The sequence below is a fragment of the Clostridium tarantellae genome, assembly GCF_009295725.1.
Lineage (GTDB): Bacteria > Bacillota > Clostridia > Clostridiales > Clostridiaceae > Sarcina > Sarcina tarantellae.
The window spans coordinates 1-19,924 of record NZ_WHJC01000033.1 but is presented as its reverse complement, the minus strand read 5'-3'; the positions used below and the strand labels follow the sequence as shown (position 1 = coordinate 19,924).

The 19,924-nt window shown below is 24.0% G+C and carries 18 protein-coding genes; 2 read left to right on the top strand and 16 right to left on the bottom strand.

Going from position 1 to position 19,924, the window contains the following annotated elements; translation table 11 throughout:
* Positions 1 to 155: 155 nt before the first annotated feature.
* From GBZ86_RS04490 to GBZ86_RS04440, 11 genes are all read right to left on the bottom strand, one after another.
* On the bottom strand, positions 156 to 1,763 hold the full coding sequence (locus tag GBZ86_RS04490) for a CTP synthase (RefSeq protein ID WP_152888155.1): 1,608 nt from the start codon (positions 1,761 to 1,763) through the stop codon (positions 156 to 158).
* Positions 1,764 to 2,281: 518 nt separating this feature from the next.
* Positions 2,282 to 2,704 carry a YwiB family protein gene (locus GBZ86_RS04485; RefSeq protein WP_152888153.1) on the bottom strand — a complete coding sequence of 141 codons (423 nt, stop codon included), beginning with the start codon at positions 2,702 to 2,704 and terminating at the stop codon, positions 2,282 to 2,284.
* A gap of 33 nt (positions 2,705 to 2,737) precedes the next feature.
* Positions 2,738 to 3,724 (bottom strand): DUF814 domain-containing protein, encoded by a 987-nt coding sequence (locus GBZ86_RS04480; protein ID WP_152888152.1) that lies wholly within the window; start codon positions 3,722 to 3,724, stop codon positions 2,738 to 2,740.
* Positions 3,725 to 3,759: 35 nt separating this feature from the next.
* Complete coding sequence (spoIIR, locus tag GBZ86_RS04475) at positions 3,760 to 4,440, bottom strand: stage II sporulation protein R (RefSeq protein ID WP_152888150.1); 681 nt, start codon at positions 4,438 to 4,440, stop codon at positions 3,760 to 3,762.
* Positions 4,441 to 4,502: 62 nt separating this feature from the next.
* On the bottom strand, positions 4,503 to 5,357 hold the full coding sequence (gene ispE / locus GBZ86_RS04470) for a 4-(cytidine 5'-diphospho)-2-C-methyl-D-erythritol kinase (RefSeq protein WP_152888148.1): 855 nt from the start codon (positions 5,355 to 5,357) through the stop codon (positions 4,503 to 4,505).
* 114 nt (positions 5,358 to 5,471) lie between these two features.
* The gene (gene cphA / locus GBZ86_RS04465; protein ID WP_152888146.1) at positions 5,472 to 8,087 is read right to left on the bottom strand and encodes a cyanophycin synthetase; all 2,616 of its coding nucleotides are present in this window, start codon (positions 8,085 to 8,087) and stop codon (positions 5,472 to 5,474) included.
* A gap of 2 nt (positions 8,088 to 8,089) precedes the next feature.
* Positions 8,090 to 8,902 carry a cyanophycinase gene (locus tag GBZ86_RS04460; protein WP_152888144.1) on the bottom strand — a complete coding sequence of 271 codons (813 nt, stop codon included), beginning with the start codon at positions 8,900 to 8,902 and terminating at the stop codon, positions 8,090 to 8,092.
* 161 nt (positions 8,903 to 9,063) lie between these two features.
* Positions 9,064 to 10,626 carry a DUF3794 and LysM peptidoglycan-binding domain-containing protein gene (locus tag GBZ86_RS04455; RefSeq protein ID WP_152888142.1) on the bottom strand — a complete coding sequence of 521 codons (1,563 nt, stop codon included), beginning with the start codon at positions 10,624 to 10,626 and terminating at the stop codon, positions 9,064 to 9,066.
* 355 nt (positions 10,627 to 10,981) lie between these two features.
* Positions 10,982 to 11,218 carry a Veg family protein gene (locus tag GBZ86_RS04450; protein ID WP_152888140.1) on the bottom strand — a complete coding sequence of 79 codons (237 nt, stop codon included), beginning with the start codon at positions 11,216 to 11,218 and terminating at the stop codon, positions 10,982 to 10,984.
* A 160-nt stretch (positions 11,219 to 11,378) separates the two neighbouring features.
* A complete protein-coding gene (gene yabG / locus GBZ86_RS04445; protein WP_152888138.1) occupies positions 11,379 to 12,245 on the bottom strand; it encodes a sporulation peptidase YabG in 867 nt (288 codons plus the stop codon).
* A gap of 128 nt (positions 12,246 to 12,373) precedes the next feature.
* Entirely contained in the window at positions 12,374 to 13,378 is a 1,005-nt protein-coding gene (locus tag GBZ86_RS04440) for a CotS family spore coat protein (RefSeq protein WP_152888136.1), read from the bottom strand.
* Between the two features lie 106 nt (positions 13,379 to 13,484).
* On the opposite strand from GBZ86_RS04440, the gene GBZ86_RS04435 reads away from it, so the two are divergent.
* The gene (locus tag GBZ86_RS04435) at positions 13,485 to 14,612 is read left to right on the top strand and encodes a glycosyltransferase family 4 protein (RefSeq protein WP_152888134.1); all 1,128 of its coding nucleotides are present in this window, start codon (positions 13,485 to 13,487) and stop codon (positions 14,610 to 14,612) included.
* 79 nt (positions 14,613 to 14,691) lie between these two features.
* Here the strand turns inward: GBZ86_RS04435 and GBZ86_RS04430 are convergent, their stop codons facing one another.
* The 3 genes from GBZ86_RS04430 to GBZ86_RS04420 are packed head-to-tail and all read right to left on the bottom strand — an operon-like array spanning position 14,692 to position 17,442.
* On the bottom strand, positions 14,692 to 15,732 hold the full coding sequence (locus tag GBZ86_RS04430; protein WP_152888132.1) for a CotS family spore coat protein: 1,041 nt from the start codon (positions 15,730 to 15,732) through the stop codon (positions 14,692 to 14,694).
* 37 nt (positions 15,733 to 15,769) lie between these two features.
* Positions 15,770 to 16,429 carry a hypothetical protein gene (locus GBZ86_RS04425; RefSeq protein WP_152888130.1) on the bottom strand — a complete coding sequence of 220 codons (660 nt, stop codon included), beginning with the start codon at positions 16,427 to 16,429 and terminating at the stop codon, positions 15,770 to 15,772.
* A gap of 5 nt (positions 16,430 to 16,434) precedes the next feature.
* Positions 16,435 to 17,442 carry a CotS family spore coat protein gene (locus GBZ86_RS04420; RefSeq protein ID WP_327444066.1) on the bottom strand — a complete coding sequence of 336 codons (1,008 nt, stop codon included), beginning with the start codon at positions 17,440 to 17,442 and terminating at the stop codon, positions 16,435 to 16,437.
* 124 nt (positions 17,443 to 17,566) lie between these two features.
* Here GBZ86_RS04420 and GBZ86_RS04415 point away from each other — a divergent pair, with 124 nt between their 5' ends.
* Positions 17,567 to 18,703, top strand: a complete 1,137-nt coding sequence (locus tag GBZ86_RS04415; protein WP_152888126.1) for a glycosyltransferase family 4 protein — start codon at positions 17,567 to 17,569, stop codon at positions 18,701 to 18,703.
* A 250-nt stretch (positions 18,704 to 18,953) separates the two neighbouring features.
* Here GBZ86_RS04415 and GBZ86_RS04410 read toward each other — a convergent pair whose 3' ends face one another.
* Both GBZ86_RS04410 and GBZ86_RS04405 read right to left on the bottom strand, forming a co-directional pair.
* Positions 18,954 to 19,487 (bottom strand): Gx transporter family protein, encoded by a 534-nt coding sequence (locus tag GBZ86_RS04410; RefSeq protein ID WP_152888124.1) that lies wholly within the window; start codon positions 19,485 to 19,487, stop codon positions 18,954 to 18,956.
* A gap of 11 nt (positions 19,488 to 19,498) precedes the next feature.
* The gene (locus GBZ86_RS04405) at positions 19,499 to 19,894 is read right to left on the bottom strand and encodes a NusG domain II-containing protein (protein ID WP_152888122.1); all 396 of its coding nucleotides are present in this window, start codon (positions 19,892 to 19,894) and stop codon (positions 19,499 to 19,501) included.
* Between the last annotated feature and the right edge of the window lie 30 nt (positions 19,895 to 19,924).

Sequence of the window (19,924 nt, the reverse complement as noted above, 5' to 3'; positions counted from 1 at the left end):
ATTTATAATTATGCTACATTAAAAGTAATTATAAACATAATTATATAAAATTACTAGATATTTTTTAAATTTAATTAACTAAATTTAAAATAATTACTTAATAAAAACAAATAAAGTCAGTAATAGTTATTACTGACTTTGAAATTTTCATATTTTTATTTATTTTTAATTGAAGCTTTTATAAATTCCTTAAATAATGGATGTGGTCTATTTGGTCTTGATTGTAATTCTGGATGATATTGAACTGCAACAAACCAAGGATGATTTTTTATCTCTACACACTCTACTAATCTTCCATCTGGAGATGTTCCTGATATCACCAATCCACTTTCTTCTAATCTACTTCTATATTCATTATTAAATTCGTATCTGTGTCTATGTCTTTCATAAATTAACTCTTCATTATATGCTGTATCACAAAAAGTATCATTAGTAAGTTTACATGGATATAATCCTAATCTCATAGTTCCACCTAAATCTTCTACATCTTTTTGCTCTGGCATTAAATCTATTACAGCATAAGGAGTTTTAGGATTTAATTCTGATGAATGTGCATTTTCTAATCCACATACATTTCTTGCATACTCAATAACAGCACATTGCATTCCTAAACAAATTCCTAAGAATGGTTTTTTATTCTCTCTTGCCCATCTTATGGCTTCTATCTTTCCTTCTACACCTCTATCTCCAAATCCACCTGGTACTAAAACACCATCTACATTTTTTAATAATTCATTAACATTATTAGTATTAAGGTCTTCTGAATTTATCCATTTAATATCTACATTAGAATCATTAGCTAATCCACCATGATTTAATGCTTCTACTACTGAAATATAAGCATCATGTAATTCTACATACTTACCTACAAGTGCAATTTTAGTATTTCCATTTAAATGAGTTAACTTATGAACCATATCAATCCATTCTCTATTATCTATATCTCTACAACCTAAATTTAATTTTTCGCAAACTAATCTGTCTAAACCTTCTTTATGTAACATTAAAGGAACTGCATATAAATGTTCTGCATCTAAGTTTTGTATTACTGCTCTTCCTTCTACATTACAGAATAAACCTATTTTATTTTTCAAATCATCAGAAAGTTCTTTTTCAGATCTACAAACTATTATATCTGGTTGAATTCCTATACTTCTTAATTCTTTTACTGAATGTTGAGTTGGCTTAGTTTTTAACTCACCAGCTTTTCCCAAATAAGGAACTAAAGTTACATGTATAAAGCAAACATTTTCTCTTCCTACTTCATATTGAATTTGTCTTATAGCTTCTAAGAAAGGAAGTGACTCTATATCTCCAATAGTTCCTCCTATTTCAGTTATAACTACATCTACATCACTTTCTTTTCCAACTTTATAAACTTTCTCTTTTATAGCATTTGTTATATGTGGTATAACTTGAACCGTTCCACCTAAATATTCTCCTCTTCTTTCCTTAGAAATAACAGACCAATAAATTCTTCCTGCTGTTACATTGGAATTTTGAGTTAAATTTTCATCTATAAATCTTTCATAATGTCCTAAATCTAAATCTGTTTCAGCTCCATCATTAGTTACAAATACTTCACCGTGCTGATAAGGACTCATTGTACCAGGATCAACATTTAAATAAGGATCAAATTTTTGTAAACTAACCTTCAATCCTCTATTTTTTAATAACCTTCCTAAAGAAGCCGCTGTTATACCTTTTCCTAAAGATGATACAACACCACCTGTTACAAATACATATTTAGTTTTATTTATCATAAATTGTCCTCCTAGAGTTTTTTATTTTTTTTATCTAAAACAGTTGACAATAACTCTACCAACACTTATAATAGTTATTACCCATTAAAATAGGTTTACTATTGCCTTAAATAACATAGATAAAATTTTATCACATAGTATATTGTTTAGTCTACTTTTCTTGTGCTATGTTTTTTTGTTAATTCCTTTAATTAATGAAATTAACTCTTCTTTTCTTAATATTTTAATTTCATTCTCTTTATTTCTTATTTTTTTGCACTTTTATCTTTTTAAAAATAAATTTAATTATAATTTATTTTGCAAAATTTAATATATTTTTATTCTTAAAATTATAAATAATGTCAATCAATTTTGCTTTACATATGTTTTTAATTTTTTTTATTTTATAAGAATAAAATCTGCTTCGCAGACCGCCTTCGGCACTTTAATTAAAGTTATCCACAGATTTTTAAAATTATAATTTCCTAAAGAATAAAAAAATAATTTTACACATATATATGCGTAAAATTATTCTCTAATTATTTATGTACTTTTATATCTATAGATAAATTAGTATTTAATGGTTCTTGATTAGCAACTATCATTAAATATTCTAAATCTATTTTCCCACCATCTTCATTTATATCTATATCAACTTTTTTAGTAATAGTCTTTAATTCTAACATACCATATGGAGTATTATATAGTACTATAGCATCTTTATTATTTTTAAACTCCATAGTTGTACTTGTAGTACCTTCTCTATTTAGTATTATAGAATTTTCTTTTATATCTAATTTAGTTGTAGTGCCTTCCATTCCTGAAATTTCTGATTCTTCATATATGGCTTTATATCCATCATCTGTTTTATAAAATTCACCTACACTAACTACTTCTATTTTTTCTTCAGAACCACTCATTTGTATACTTGATACTGATATTATAGCTTTTTTTTTGTTCATTAATTATTCCTCCAAAATTAACTTGTTATTTTATTAAAAATTAATCATATATTGTTTTAAATGTTCATCTGTATATGGAGTTACAATTAAACAAGTGCTATTATCATTTTTTACATCAAAACAATTTATTTCAACACTTCCATTATCTTTCTCCTTGCAGTATCTTGCACATATAGCCGCTGATATTTGTAAATCTTCAACACTATTATTACCTCTAGATATTACCATAGCACCAACTGAGTTTTTTGCAGTTAAAATAATATCATTATTTTTTATATATGTTCTAAGTTTTTCTTCTTCCTCTGCATTCCTTGAAACTATAACTTTAGTACTTTCAGAAATTCTAAGATGTCTTCCTAATTTTAATACTTCTAAATCATCTGGGCTTAATTTTTCTTGTCCTTTTAATAAATCTTGTAATCTAATAGCATAGTTAGGCTCTGTAAGTTTACAACCACCTGCTGGGGATGGATAATCTTTAATTCCCCATAAATTTGCTAACTCTATTTGCTTAGTTCTACTTCTACCTGATATATCTAATAACTTTTCTCTATCAACTAAACCATTAAGCTCCATTTCTGTAGGATCTAAATTTTTAGCACATAAAGGTCTTAATATTTTATTACTAAATCCTGATTCTTTTTTTACAGTTTCTAATGCTCTTTTATTTTGTGACATAGGTCTTTGATTTAAAACTTCTCCAGTTATTATGAAATCAGCATTAAATTTTTCTAAAAGTTCGCCTGAATATTTCATCATCATTGCATGACAATCTATACACGGATTCATATTTTTACCTCTTCCGTGTTTTGGATCTTTAACCATTTCTAAATGCTCTTCAGAAAAATCTATAACTTCTAATTTCATATTTATTTGCTCACACATTCTTTTTGCATTTTCTTCATTAAAAAAATATGATCTAAAACAAATTCCTATTACTTCTATTCCCTGTTCCATTACTAATTTAGCAGATAAAATACTATCTAATCCACCTGAAATCATTGCTAATGCTCTTACCATTATCTATTCCCCCTATATTGTTCATATATTATAGTTTAATTTTTATTTTTAAATAAATCAAATATTTTAAATTTTAATTTTACTTTAGACTCTTCTTTTTTATCTTTTAATTTTGAATTATTGTTATTTTTATTATTAACCACTTCAAATTCTTCATCTGTTAATACACCCTTAATTTTTTCCTCTGTTTCTTCATAACTAACTTCACCTTTAGTAACATCAACAAAGCATAATGGTGGGAACATTACACACCACCAGTTTTCACCTTTTGCTTCTCCAATAAGAATTCTATAAGCTTCATATTCTCCTTGTGGTAATGTTATATTTCCATAAACCTTAACGGGAAAATTTTCCCTACCTAATGTAGTAGAAACTTTGTAACTAAACCCCTGTTCTTTTATACAGTTTTCTGCAATTTTTATTATATCATTATTATTCTCCATTAATATATCTCTAGCCTGTTCAATAGAATTAATATTATTAAATTTAGGTGTTATATATTCTATAATCTTATTTTTTACTTCCATTTTTAAATTTTGATCTTTAATTGAATTACTATTAGCTAATACATGAAATCTTATCATTTTATCGTTAATTGTTTCCACAAAAAATTCTTCATCATTGCTAATAATATCTTGTCCACCTTTTGTTACATAAGATGCACACATTATCATAGTCAATAAAAACATACTAATTACTATCAATATTTTTTTCATAATTAAACACCCCCTGATACTAATAAGTATGGACAAGGAGTGTCTACTTTATACAATATTTTTTAATTTATTGTACGAGTTATATATATATCATTATATTTATATTTTTCCTTTATACCTTCATAACACTTTTGTGCTAAACTCATATCTTCGAAAAAAGCAAATATTGTAGGGCCACTACCACTCATCATAGAATTTATTGCTCCCATTTTATTCATATCATCTTTTATATTCTTTAAAATAATATGCTTCTTTAATGTAACATTTTCAAGTACATTTTTCATATTTTTTGCAACCCAAATAATATTCTGTTTTTTCATAGCTTCTATCAAGCCATCAATGTTAGCATGCTTATATATCTTCTTTACATCTAATGCATTATAAACATCTTTAGTTGATACTCCAAAATTAGGTTTAACTACAACTAATATTTTATTATTAAATGGTTCTAATGGTGTTATTTTCTCTCCAATTCCTTCACATAAGGCAGTACCACCTTTTATACAATAGGGAACATCAGCTCCTATTTTTAATGCTAATTTTTCTAATTTGTATCTATTAGCATTAATTTTAAACAATTTATTCATTAATTCTAAGACTGCCGCTGCATCTGTACTTCCACCAGCTAACCCAGCAGCTACAGGTATATTTTTTTTTATATCAATATCAATTCCACTTTTAACATTAAATTCCTGCTTAAAAATTTTTGCAGCTTTATAGGCTAAATTTCTTTCGTCTGTTGGAATATAATGCTTATTGCATGTTAAATTTATATTTTCTATATTATTTTTTTTTATTTCAATAATATCATATAAATCAATTGTTTGCATAATCATTTTTAATAAATGATATCCATCTTCTCTTTTTCCAACAACATCTAATGCTATATTAATCTTAGCATAAGCCTTCTTTTTCATCGCAAATCACCTTCTTAATCTAATTGAATAAATTAATTATATTATTTATATCTTTAAACTTAAAGAAAAAAATAAATTTCCTAAATAAAATTAGGAAATTTATTTCTTATTTAATTATTCTACTAATCTTAAAGAATTGTTAATTAAAGCTTTTTTTTTCATAATTAATTCATATAAGTGATTATATTTTTCAAAAAATATGATTATTGCATCTCCTTTTTTAGCTTTTTCAATTGCAAATTCCAAGGCTTCATATTCATTTAATATAATATCTATGTTATTATTCTTATAAGTTTTTAAAACACCATTATACAATAATTTAGCAACTTCTCCGTCTTTTCTATTTCTTTTATCTTTATCTTCTTTTATAATTATATGATTAAAGAATTCTCCACTTATTTCACCAATTTTGAAAATAGATTCATCTCTTCTGTCTCCTGGAACACCTATAATCCCAAAAACCTTACGATAATCCATATATTTTAATGATTCAATTATAGCCTTATACCCTTCTATATTATGACCATAATCTAATATTACATCTACACCATTTACTTCAAATTTATTAAATCTTCCTATATTAAATTTTTCATCTAATTTGAATTCTTTAAAACCTTTTGAAATAATACAATAATCAACTCCTATTCCAATTAATGCAGAACAAGCTGCCAAAGCATTATATATATTATATTTCAATTTTCCATTTAATGTTATTGGCATTTCATTTATTGCACAAATAAAATATTTTTTCCCATTATTAGCTACATAAATTTTATCATTATCTAAATATACACATGGATTACCCTTATTTAAGTTTTCATTTAAAACCTTATTATCCTTATTCAAAGAAAAAACTATTATCTTACTCTTAATTCTATCTAATATTTTTACTGAATATTCATCATCTCCATTTATAACAGCATACCCATCATCTTTTACTGCTTCTACAACCAAAGATTTAACATGAGCCAAATCCTGCAAATTATTTATGTTATCACAGCCTAAATGATCTTCTGTTATATTAGTTATAACTCCTACATCAGCTAAATCATATCCTATACCTCTTTTTATCATTCCACCTCTTGCTGTTTCTAAAACTGCTACCTCAACATCTGGATTAGTAAGAACTGCTCTAGCACTTTCTATTCCAGTATCATCGCCCTTATGAATACATTTTTCACCTATATAAATACCATCTGTACTAGTCATTCCAGTCACATAACCTATTAAACGTAATATATAATTTATAAGTCTAACAGTAGTGGTTTTTCCATTTGTGCCTGTAATAGAAATAACAGGTATATTAGAATATTCTCCATTATACATTGTATCTAAAATTGCTTTTGCTACATTTCTTGGCTTCCCAATATTAGGGTGATGATGCATTCTTATACCTGGTGCAGAGTTTATCTCTACTATTACACCATTATTATATAATGGTTCATTTATAGTTTCCGTACATATATCTAATCCACATATATCTAAATTTAAAGCTTTAGCTGCTCTTTCACATATTTCTATATTTTCTTTACAGATTTCATCTGTTAAATCTTGTGAAAAACCTCCAGTAGATAAATTAGCATTATACCTTAAATTTATAGTTTCATTTGTTTTAGGTATATATTCTAAAGTTAATTTTTGATTTTCTAAACATTGAATTAATTCATTATCAATATTTACTTTAGTTAAAGGTTTTTCATGATCATTACCCCTAAGAGGATTATTATTCAATTCATTTATTAATTCTTTTATACTTTTTATTCCATTTCCTAAAACAAAAGGAGGTGTCCTTTTAGATACAGCAATAACTTTATAATTAACTACACAAACTCTAAAATCATTTCCTTTAATAAACTTTTCCATTATTATATCTTTTGTATTTTCCAATAATACTTTATATGATTTTAATAATATTTTTTCATTTTCTATATTTAAAAAAACATTCTTACCTTTATTCCCATATTGTGGTTTAATCACAACTGGATAACCTATATTATTTGCAGTTTCTAATAATTGAATTGTATTATAAATTTTTTCTCCTTTAGCTACAGGTATGCATTGTAAATTTAATATTTCCTTAGTTAATAACTTATCACATGAAATATCTATTCCTAGCCCATTAGTATTATGACCTATTGTAGCATTAAACCTTCTCCCTCTTTTGCCATATGCTATTTGATAAATTTCTCCATTACACATAGGTATTATTGGAAGATTTTCTTCTTTAGCTGCTTCACATATAGCATTAGTTGAAGTTCCTATATATTCATCATTCAATATATTTAAAATCAATTTAATTTTTTCTTCATAATTAAATTTTTTATTTTTTATAAGAGAATTAACTATTTCTACTGCAAATTGTCCAATAGCAATTCCTGTATTTTTAAACTCATATTCATATATTATGTAATAAAATTCATTTTTAATTTCTCTAGCCTTTCCATACTTTATATTTATACCTAATTTATTATGTATGGCTATTATTATATGTTCACATACATGTGCTAAATATGTTCCTTCATTCAATCTTTTTATAAATCCCAGTGGTTCATCTATTCCACATCTATGAGTATATAATTCCGGTATTAACTTTGTTAATATATTATTAAAATTCTCAATATTTTTAGTTGGAGTTTCTGAATACCCTTCTAAATCTACATCTAATTTAATGCATTTTCTATGGGAATATATATTTCTTCCTTCAAAAATATATTGATTAATTATTTTCATATCTAATTCTTTCCTCCCTGAAATGGTACTCTAGTGATTAAATTAAACTTTTTACCTGGTGTTAACACATGTAGTTTTACATTAAACATTGTTAAAAGTTTGTCTTCATATTGTTCTGAAACATTTGTATATGTTATTTCTCTACCATCAATAATATAAACTGCTCCTGTTCCAATTACTGTTAACATTCCATTTGCTTCAACAACTATAGCAGTATCTTCATCTATTCCAATACCAAGTACTGAAGGATTTTGAGATATTACACTTAATAATCTTCCTATACGTCCTCTTTGTGCAAAATGCTGATCTATTATTATATTTTCTATTAATCCCAATCCTGGAGCCATTTTTAGAGTACATTTTCTAGGAGATTCATCGTTTCCTCCACCAACAATCATAGTATCACTCATAACAGATGCCCCTGCTGAAGTTCCTACAAATACACATTTTCTTTTACATGCTTCAATCATTTCTTGATATATGGGTGTTCCACCTAATATACTAGTTATTCTTAACTGATCTCCACCAGTAAAAAATATTACAGCAGCTTCTTTTACTAACTTTATATTTTTTTCATTATAACAATGTTCTCTGTCTTTAACATGCAATTCTTTTATTTGATTCACTCCAAGCTTGGTAAAAATATCATTATATTGTTTTCCTACAGACTCTGGAAATTCTGTAGCAACAGTAACTATAAGAATACATCCTAATTCTTTAGCCTTATTAGCAACATAAGCTAAAATTTTCTTTTTATTTTCTTTATCTTCAGCTCCACCTATTATTATTAAACTACTATTTATGTCTATTCTCATTATTTTCCACCTCAAATCACATTTGTATTCTATCCATTTTTTTTATTATTATTCATTACAATTTTCTTTATTTTTTATATGTAATCTTTTTTTTAATTTTAATTTATATAAATAAGAAAGAAGACATTACTTTTTTCATTAAATAATGCCTTCTTTCTTATTTATATTATAGCTCTACCTGGAATTATTATCTTATTTCCAACTTCTATATTTTCATAATTTTCAATATCATTTAATTTAGTGATAGATTCTATGGTTGTATTATATCTTTTAGCTAAATCCCATAATGTATCACCTTCTTGAATGACATATATAATTATAGATGCTTTTTTTAAAGGTAATTCTTCTTTATATTCTACTTCTTTAACATATTCTTTTTCTATTAAATCAGTAACTTTTGCATAACAATTAACTACCGTTTTCACTGCAATAGTGTTAGCTTCTATATTGCTTTGTATACTTTCTATATTCCCTTTTATAACACAGCCCATTCCTTCTTTAGCATTGGGAATTTCTATTGTACATCCAAAAGGTATTTCTCCTGAAATACTCCCTAATGGCATAATTTCATCACTAGATTTATATATTGTATCTACATTTATTATACCTTCTATTATAACTTTTCCATCTGTTAATTTTCCCTCTAAGCTAACAATTTTTCCTTGACTATCTATTAATTGAATCGGATCTAAATCACTATTTTCTAAATATATGTTATCTTTTATTATAGACTCACTATTTCCCTCACCAATAGTTATATTCATTCTATAAATTTCTTTATTTAAAGTAATATTTTGGGTTGGGGAATATGCATCATCAATTACTTCTATAACTTCTTCTTTACTCACTTTTACATCAGTTTCTACTGTAACTTCTACATCTATAATTCTACTTTCACCTAAATCATCTTGTGAAATTCTTTGTTCACAATTTAAAATTCTAAAATCTGATAAAGCTGACATATCATTTGTTAGTCCTAACACTTCTTCTTCATTAGATAATATAATTTCTTCTTCAACAACTACTAATTCATTTGACTCATAAGCTCTATATACCAAATCAACTTTTACCCAACAAGAAGTTTGCATCTTATCTTCAAATAGTTTTGTCTCTTTTTTATGTGGAATATAAGAACATTTCATTATTTTTCCTACTTGTGGTTTATCCATAGGAATTTTTATCTGAGATTTTCCTGTCATATCTATAGATTTATTTACTATGTTTTTTTGTATTCTATCTTGCTTCTTTTTAACTTGTAAATCTCCAGCTCCATCTATGTCCTTTACAAATTCAAATATCTCACTTTTAAAAACAGTACACTTTGTTCTAAAATAAGCCTCTATATTTATCTTTCTTTCATTTATTATATTAGTATTAATATGTTCTAATTCGCACTCAGCATCGCATAACATTCTATGTTCAGCACCTGTTACATCTATAAAGTTTGATATTTTTTCTTTATAACATACATTGTTAACTCCTACTCCATTTTCTTCTTTAGCTAAATAAATAACATCAAATTCTACTTGAGTCTCTAATAAAACTCTATCTATTTGAACCTCTCTACTTATTATTACTGGTTTAACATTTATTGATAATATTTTATATACATCTGGATGTGTATCAGGAATTAAATAATCTTCTCTAAATGGTGTATCTAAAATATTTTCTCCAAGAGATTTTTCAAGTTCAATATTTTCTTTTATAATATCTAAATTGACCATTTTATACCTCCTATTAATATAACTAATATAATAATATAAAAGCTTTTTGAGTTTTATTCCTAATTTTTATATATTTTTATAGCAAAAGTCCTTTTAAATATATATTTAATGTTACTTAATTAGCAAAAATATGCACTTTTTAATTTTTTTCGACATTTTTTTTATTTTTTTTATTTTTAGTGTTGACATTACAAAAAAAATGTCGTATTATAAAGATGGTTATTGACCATATAACCTCTCATAAATTCTCAATACCCTTTTATACCATAGTTGAAAGATGGAAACCCACCATCTTTCTTTTTTTTGCAAAAAAAACTAATTGCTAATAGCAATTAGTTAATAAGTTTATATATGACTATCCTACAAAATCTAACTGAACAGTTTTAGTAAGTACATCTGAATAACTATATGTTACTGTTCTCTGAATATCATTATCTAATCTTACTACAAAAATACTTTGATAAACCCCTTCTAAAATACCTTTATTAATTAAAATACGTTTTCTTCCACTATTAGCTTTAAGAGTAACTTTTTCTCCTACGTGATTCTCTAAGCTCTTTTTAATATTTATCAATGTACTTTTTCCATTCATAATAACACCTTCTTTCATTATTATTTATAAAAGTATCAATAATATAAAATAATAAATCTTAAAACTAAAAAATAATACCTTCGATACTTAATGTGAAGCATTCTTTATTATTATTTGTAAAAATGAAATAATATATTCTTATATTTCATATTATTTCATTTTATGTTATATATGGTGACTTAGGATAACCTTCTCTATATTTTCCTCTTGTTTGCAATCCTCCTATCCCTTTTATGCCAGTTATAGTATTTTCTATAACATCAGTAATTGAAACTATTTGATCTATTGTAGTATATGCTATTTTTTCACATACAAATACTGGATCTAAGCAATGTATAAGAACTCTATTAGGAGAGCTGGCAAAATTAGCTCCTGCATCTAATATACTTTCATAACACGATTGACAAGCGCCTGCAAAAATTACTAATTCATCATAGCTTGAATTATAATTTCTTAAATTTTGTACAGATTCTATAAAATATTTAGAATTTCTATAATTAGATAATTCTAAATAATCCTTTGAATTTTTTAATACTCCATCATGCCCCGTTAAAACAACTATATCAGGTTTATGTTCTTTAACTAACTCGATTATTTTTTTAGGCTGATCTTTTTCTATTATCGCAACTCCTATAGCATTTAAATTTAATTGCTTATAAACTTTTAAACACTCATCTAAATAATTAGAATCTCCATCTACATGAAGTATTTTTCCAGGTCTACCAAATAATAATTCTTTTTCTTTTATTATTTTGGGAGATTTATTTATATCTCTATCACTTACAAATCTTAGCTTTGACACTTTTTTAATGACATCATTTACTCTTGAATTAAAAATTTTATCTTTTTCTCCCACAAAATTATTATCAACTTCTTCTAAATCATCTATTGAAGCATCTGCTATTATCCTTATATTTATTCCTTTTAATATATATATTATTTTATTTTTAACTTCTTTAATATCTATTATCTTAAAAGTAATATCTTTTCCATACGATTTTCTTACTACATAATCTCCAACTTTCATGCAGATCCCCTTATTTGAAATTATTATAATATTTATACTATGTATAAATTTAAACTTTGCCATAATTACAAAAAATAATTTTTAAAAATTAGAATCTTACAAATTAATTGTAAGATTCCTTTCTTAACTTATTCATTTTCATTATACAATTGTTTAAATTTTTCTATAAAGTTAATATAATTATCTTGTTCTGAAATTATATTTTGTATTTTATTTGAAAAAGTATTTTGTGCCCACATAACTTCATTATAATAATATCTATTAGCTAATCTCCAGTATCTTTGAGGAAATAAAAGATATGCAAATATAACTTTATATTCTGATTTGTCTAAAGATGAAACTAAATTATACGCATTAATTATTTTTTCAGCATATTCAATATTCCAATCTACTCTTTTTAAAACTTTAATCATAAAATTAGAAATATCATAAGCTCTAATTTCACGTTTACAATAATCAAAATCAATTAAATTCACTTTTTTATTATTATCTAAAATTATATTATGATAAGTAAAATCATGGTGACAAAACACTTTATTTTTTTCACTTTCTTCGCATAAAACCATATATTCAGACTCTTTAATAACATTTAAAGCTCTAATAGCTAAGTCTTTATAAAATTCAACATTTTTTATATAAAGTAAATCAAAATCTTGCTTATTATTCTTCTTTCTAGCCATATCTCTCATTTTGTCTAAAGCCTTTATTCTTTTTTCTATTAAATGTGGCCATCTACCTAAATCACTTTTTAATTTAGAGTTTTCTGGTGGATCATATCCCTTACTAGCCATATGCATCTCTGCTAGTGTTTTAGCGGCTAACTCTACATCTTCTATATTAGTAAAATCACATTCCTTACCTTCAATCCATTCTGATAAAGTATATAAATCTTCATTTACCAATGCATATGGTTCTCCATCAGTATTTAAAAAATACTTATCTACATTTTCAAATCCATTTTTAATTAAATGTTCTTTTGCTCCATATACAAATAATAATTTTTGCACTCCAAAATTTATTCTTTTTAAACATCTTTCTCCTAAATTTGTTTTTAAATAATATACTCCTTTATTTGGCTTTATTGTTTCAATTTTAATACCAAATTGTCTTTCTATTTCAAACTCTCTCATCATAATACTCACCCCCCATATATTTATATGTATAATATATTGTTTTTATTAACATTTTATTACTCTTTCTAATATAATACATTAAAGCCATATTAAGAAAGGATTTAATATGAAAATAGGTATTGATAGTCGCGCAGCCGCATTATATAGAGGAACCGGTATTGGAAATTATACTTATCAACTTATAAAAAATTTTAACAAAATAGATTCACAAAATGATTATTTTGTATTAGCCCCACCTAATACTTCTTTTGAATTAGATCTAAATCATAACTTTAATATTGTTAATGCATCAATAAGTAATAAAAAAAATTTTTGGCAAAACATTTCAAATTATAATTTAATAAAAAAAAATGACTTTGATATATATCATGTACCTCAAAATGGAATAGGACTTTCTCCTAATACTCCCTGTAATTCTATTATAACTTTACATGATATTATTCCCTTAAAAATGCCTGAAACAGTAAGCCCTATTTTGTTAAAAATTTTTTCTGAAGAAATTCCAAAAATAATTTCAAAAACTAATGCTATAATAACCGTATCTAATTTTTCTAAAAATGATATTTGTAAAGAATTAAATTATCCTGAAAATAAAGTTTTTGTAACTCACCTTGCCGCTGAAGATATTTATAAACCTTTAGATAATTATATGTGTAGAAAAATTCTTAAATATAAATATAATATAAATGATAATTTTATTTTATATGTGGGTGGATTTAGTCCTCGTAAAAATATAATTGGTCTTATAGAATCTTTTTCATTATTTAAAAATATGAAAAAAAACTCTACTAAATTAGTTATTATAGGATCTCATGGTATTTCTTATGAAAAATATAAGCAAAGAGCTTATGAACTTAATATAGACGATTCTATTCTTTTTCCAGGATTTATTCCTTTAGAACATATGCCTTTATTTTATAATGCTGCTATTATGTTAGTTTATCCATCTTTTTATGAAGGTTTTGGATTACCACCTTTAGAAAGCATGGCTTGTGGAACTCCTGTTATTGCATCAAATGTAACTTCTATGCCTGAAGTTTTACAAGATTGCGCATTATTAATAAATCCTTTTGATATAAATGAACTTACAGATAGCATTACTAGATTACATGAAGATTTTCTTTTAAGATCTTCGTTAATTGAAAAAGGATTAAAACATAGTAATAAATTTAATTGGAAAAAAACTACTATAAAAACTTTAAAATATTATATTAAAGCATCTAATCCACATTAACAATTATATTACATTTATTTCAAATTAAAAGTCATGATTCTTTAAACTATATAATAAAATCATGACTTTTTATTTTTAACTATTTATCATATTTTTCTTTTAACTCAGCTACAAGCATATGTCTTTCTTCTTCTTTAAATAATTTATTTTGAAATTTACTTAAAAAAGATTCATAACTCCAATTCTTTTCTTTTTGATAATATTCTTTACAAATACAACAAAAATCTTTTGGGAATTTAATAAGTATATATAGTATCTCTAATTCTTCTTTACTAATAGAGAAAACATCCCCATATATATCTATTATATTATTGTAAATATCTAAACTAAATCCAAATTTTTTTATACATTTAATTATAAAATTAGCTAAATCTTTAACTCTTAAATCAACTTTACAATAATCAAAATCTATAAAATTAGCCTGTTCATCATTAATTAGTATATTATGATAAGCTAAATCATTATGACATATAACTATATACTGTTTATTTTTACACAAACTAAAATATTCACTATCTTCAAGTAATTTTATACAGTCTTTAATTTCATCTATAATATTATCTACTCTTTTTAAGAATAATTTGTCAAATTCATTTTTATAAACATATTCTTTTACTTGTAATTTAAATTTATTTAAACAATCTATATTTTTTTGAAATTCTTCTTTCAAATTAAATAAATTGCAATTACTATCTTTTTCTTTTTCATTTAATACTGATAAAATTCCCATTGATGCTTTATGCATTTTTGCAATTCCTTCAACAGCTATTTTTAAATCAATTGGATTAGCTATGTTAAATTCTAATCCATCTATTAAATCTAAAAGTATATACTTATTTCCTTTCCAATCTATATAATTTAATTTATTTGGTAAAATATTTATATGAAGAATATTTTTATAATTCTTGCTTATATAAGATAAAGATTTACATATAAAGTTTAATCTTTCTTCATCATAATCTATTATTTTCAAAATTTTTTTGCCTTGTTTTGTATTTAATAGATATATATTTCTAACAGGCCATAAATCAATGACTTCAACACCTAAATTATCAAAAAATTCTAAAGTTAAATCATATTTACATAAATATTTTTCATCACTATATTTTGATTTAATCAAATTATCTCCTCCTAATATATTATCATTGCTTTAAAATTTAAATTTTCATATATATCTTTTTTATATTATTTAAATATTCTTTTTGTAAAGATTTCATTTCTTCATATGGATAATTAAGTAATGCTTTTAAAAACATATAACTTTTATTATCTAATTTTTCTGTAATAATAATATTTTCTATAATATCATTCCAATATAAAGTATTATTTTTTTTCTTTAATCTACTTAAGTATTTATAATAATCTATTTCTATCATATTAAAATTTAATCTAGAAATATCTGAAATTTTCAAATTAAATTCTTTCCAAAGATTACTTTCATATGGTTTTCCAATACATAGTTCTTTCCGTTTCATTGCTCTTTTTATTAAGGAACTATAATCTATTTCATATATTTCATTTATGCATTTTTCTGCTTTTTTAATATAATTAATTCTTATATCTTTAGAATTAATTATATTTTTTGCTCTTTTATTCCACACTTTTAATTCTTCTATCTCATGCCATATACTACTTGTTAATGCTAAAGAGTAAAATTCATTACTATTCATAGATATTTCATGAAATTCCTTTAATATGTTCAAATGATTATTAGTTTTTACTTCTATATCATCTTTTTCATTATTTTTTTTATTTTTTTTTATTACTATATCTATATTTCTATCTTTTAAAAATTTAATAATATTTTTATCATTCACAAAAATCACCTCAAATTAAAACTTCTTAAATTATTAACAAATTCTTGGCGTTCTTCTATATCTTCAATATATTTTGTTAATTTTTTTACAAAAAATTCTTCTTTCCAGGGTTGTTGTTCCCAATAATATTGAATTCCTAATTGCCAATAAGCTTGTGGAAATTCCATAAATGAGGCCATCAATTTTATATCTTTATTTTCTATAAAATTACTTTTAAAATATCCATTTAATATAAGTATGAATTTATTTATATCCCATTTTCCTTCTTTCATTGAACGTACACATATACTACTCAAGTCATGTAATTTACTATCTAATATACAATAATCAAAATCAATAATATAAAATTGCTGAAAATTATCAATTAATACATTATGATGAGCATAATCATGATGACAAAATCCTTTTTTCATTACCTCTAATTTCATTTTTTCATAATAATTACTTTCCTTTAGATGAATTATTGAATTTTCTACTCTTTTTATTTCTTTATCTAAAATATTTAAATATATTAAATCAAATTCAGATTTATATGCTTTTTGAAAAATTCTATGTTTAAAGTCTAAAATTTCTTTTCCTCTTGTTTCAAATATTTCTATCCATTTAAACCAACCAATTCTAGGCTTCATATTTTTATCTAAATTAAATCCTTCACTACATTTATGAAGCTCTCCAAGTTTTGTTGCAGCATTTTTTAAATCTACTGGATTATCATAATCACACTCTCTACAATTAATCCATGGAGTTAGATATGCAAAATTACTATTAATTTTAATAAAATCTTTATTATCTACAGTATTAATTATTTTAGGTAAATATGAAAAATTTCTTCTCTGCAAATATTTAATTGCAGAAATAATAAAATAAAAATGGGCAAACTCATATTTTATTACTTTTAAACAATATATGTTATTATAAGTTTTTATCTTATAAGTATTTTTTACTTTTTCTATTTGTAATGCATCAATACTATAATTTTTATATAGTAACTCTTTAATCTCTTCAAATTTCACTATTTCTCCTCCACATAACTCTTTGTATCCAGTATATGTTGTTTTTTCTTTCATGTTACATTCACAAATTGAACAATCACTTAATATTATTAATATATAGAAAAAAATGGGAGTGATTTTTCTTATGAAAATACTTATTGATTCAAGGGGAGCTAATTGGTATAGAGGTACTGGAATAGGAACTTATACTTATAATGTTTTAAAACATATAATTAAATCTACTATAAATGATGAAATTCATTTATTCTGGTCTGGGCAGAAAGATAGTGAATTTATAAAAAAAAATATTAAAACAATTTTATCTTCTAAAAAACACCAAAAATTTTTTGAAAATTTTTATATTCCTAATTATATAGAAAATAATAATATAGATTTATATCACATTCCCCAAAATGGAATAGGTTTAAATTCTAAAGGAAATTTTTTAAAAATTGTTACTATACATGATTTAATACCATATATTCTTCCTGAAACTTGTGGTAAAGGTTACCTTAAAAATTTTTTAAATGATATGCCTAACATAATAGAAAATACTGATGGTATTCTTACAGTTTCTCATTATTCTAAAAAAGATATACTTAAATTTTTCCCTAGTTTTCCATCAGAAAGAATTTTTGTTACTCATTTAGCTGCTGATTCATCATTTAAGCCTTTAAATAAATCTGATTGTTTAAATAATGTTCAAAATAAATTTAATTTTAGTAAGCCATTTATACTATATTTAGGTGGTTTTAGCTTACGAAAAAATGTTAAAGGCTTAATTGATTCTTTTAATAACATATTTAAAAATTTAAATTCTCAATATAACTTGTTAATAGTAGGTAATCTAAAAGATGAAGGATTGAAACTTAAAGACTACGCAAGTAAACTACCTATAAAGGATAATATTATTTTTACAGGATTCATAGAAGATTCTTATTTACCTATACTATATAATGCTTGCGATCTTTTTGTTTATCCTTCATTATATGAAGGTTTTGGCCTTCCACCTTTAGAAGCTATGAGTTGTAAAACCGCTGTATTAGCCTCTAATTTGACCTCAATTCCTGAAGTGGTTTCTAATTCTGATTTATTATTTAATCCTTATGATTCTAATGAATTTTCTTCTAAATTGTTAAATATTTTAAATAACTCTAATTTAAGAAATACTTTAAGATTAGAAGGATATGAAAGAAGTAAAACTTTTAATTGGAAAACAACTTCTAAACAAACTTTATCAGCTTATGAAGAACTCATAAAACTAGGTAAGAAAAATACTTAAAAATTTATTTTGAGATATCTAAATGTTATGATTCTAATTAATCATTTTTTAATTTTTATGTTTTATTATAATTAGAATTATATTTTAGTTTCAACTAAAAATATAATTTTTTTAAATCATATAGCTATCCATTATTAATTTAAAAAATAAATCTTTCTATGAAAATATTATCTCTAATTACTTTAGACAATTTAAAACAATACTTGAAATAAATTCACTTGTTGCTATTAATTAAAAAGAGGTTAATTAATTAACCTCTTGTTTTATATGTTTCTTTAAAATATGGTAATTTCTTAAGATGATTTACACAAAAATTTGCTGTAATACCAACAAATATTCCAGTTCCTATTGCTAAAATGGTTAATATAGGTAAATATAACATAACACCTATATTTTTAACCAAAAATGAAGCTATACATAATTGACCTATATTATGAAATACAGCACCAGTAGCACTTATCCCTATAATAGATACCTTATTATTCCATAGTTTTTTCACTATAATCATAGCACTGAAACTAAAAATCCCTCCAAATAAACTGAATAAAAATGATGATATATTTCCTCCAAATATTGTAGCTAATAATAGCCTTAAAAATAAAACTAAAAATACTTCACTATAATTATTTAATGTATATAAAGCTATTACTATTATTATATTTGCTAGTCCTAATTTAGCACCAGGTGCTATAAATGGTACTGGTATAAAGCTTTCAAAAATATATAACACTAAAGCCTGAGCTACTAATAATGATATATACACTATTTTATTTGTTTTTTTCATTAAAACTCTCCTTAATATGATAAAATTATATCCTCTTCTTCTTTATTTCCCCTTATTTCTATCATCAACTTATTAGGCAAACAAATTATATTTTCTCCCGGCTTTGATATATATCCTTGATTTATACATACTGAATCTTGACATGAAGCTTGAAGTATAGCTATTTCATTTTCTTTAAGCAATATTTTATTTATACCATATTCACTTTCTATAACAAATTCATCTTTTCCTATATGCTCAGATAATAATATTTTTTTATTAACATTTCCATCAATGGTTATAATAGCAAAGATTCTATCATAATCTTTGTTTATAATATTGAAAACTATTTGTGGTATAAATGATATAAATATTAAAATTATTATAATTATTATATCTGCCTTTTTAAATATATTTTTCCTATTCATATAACACTCCTAATTATTTACATATATATT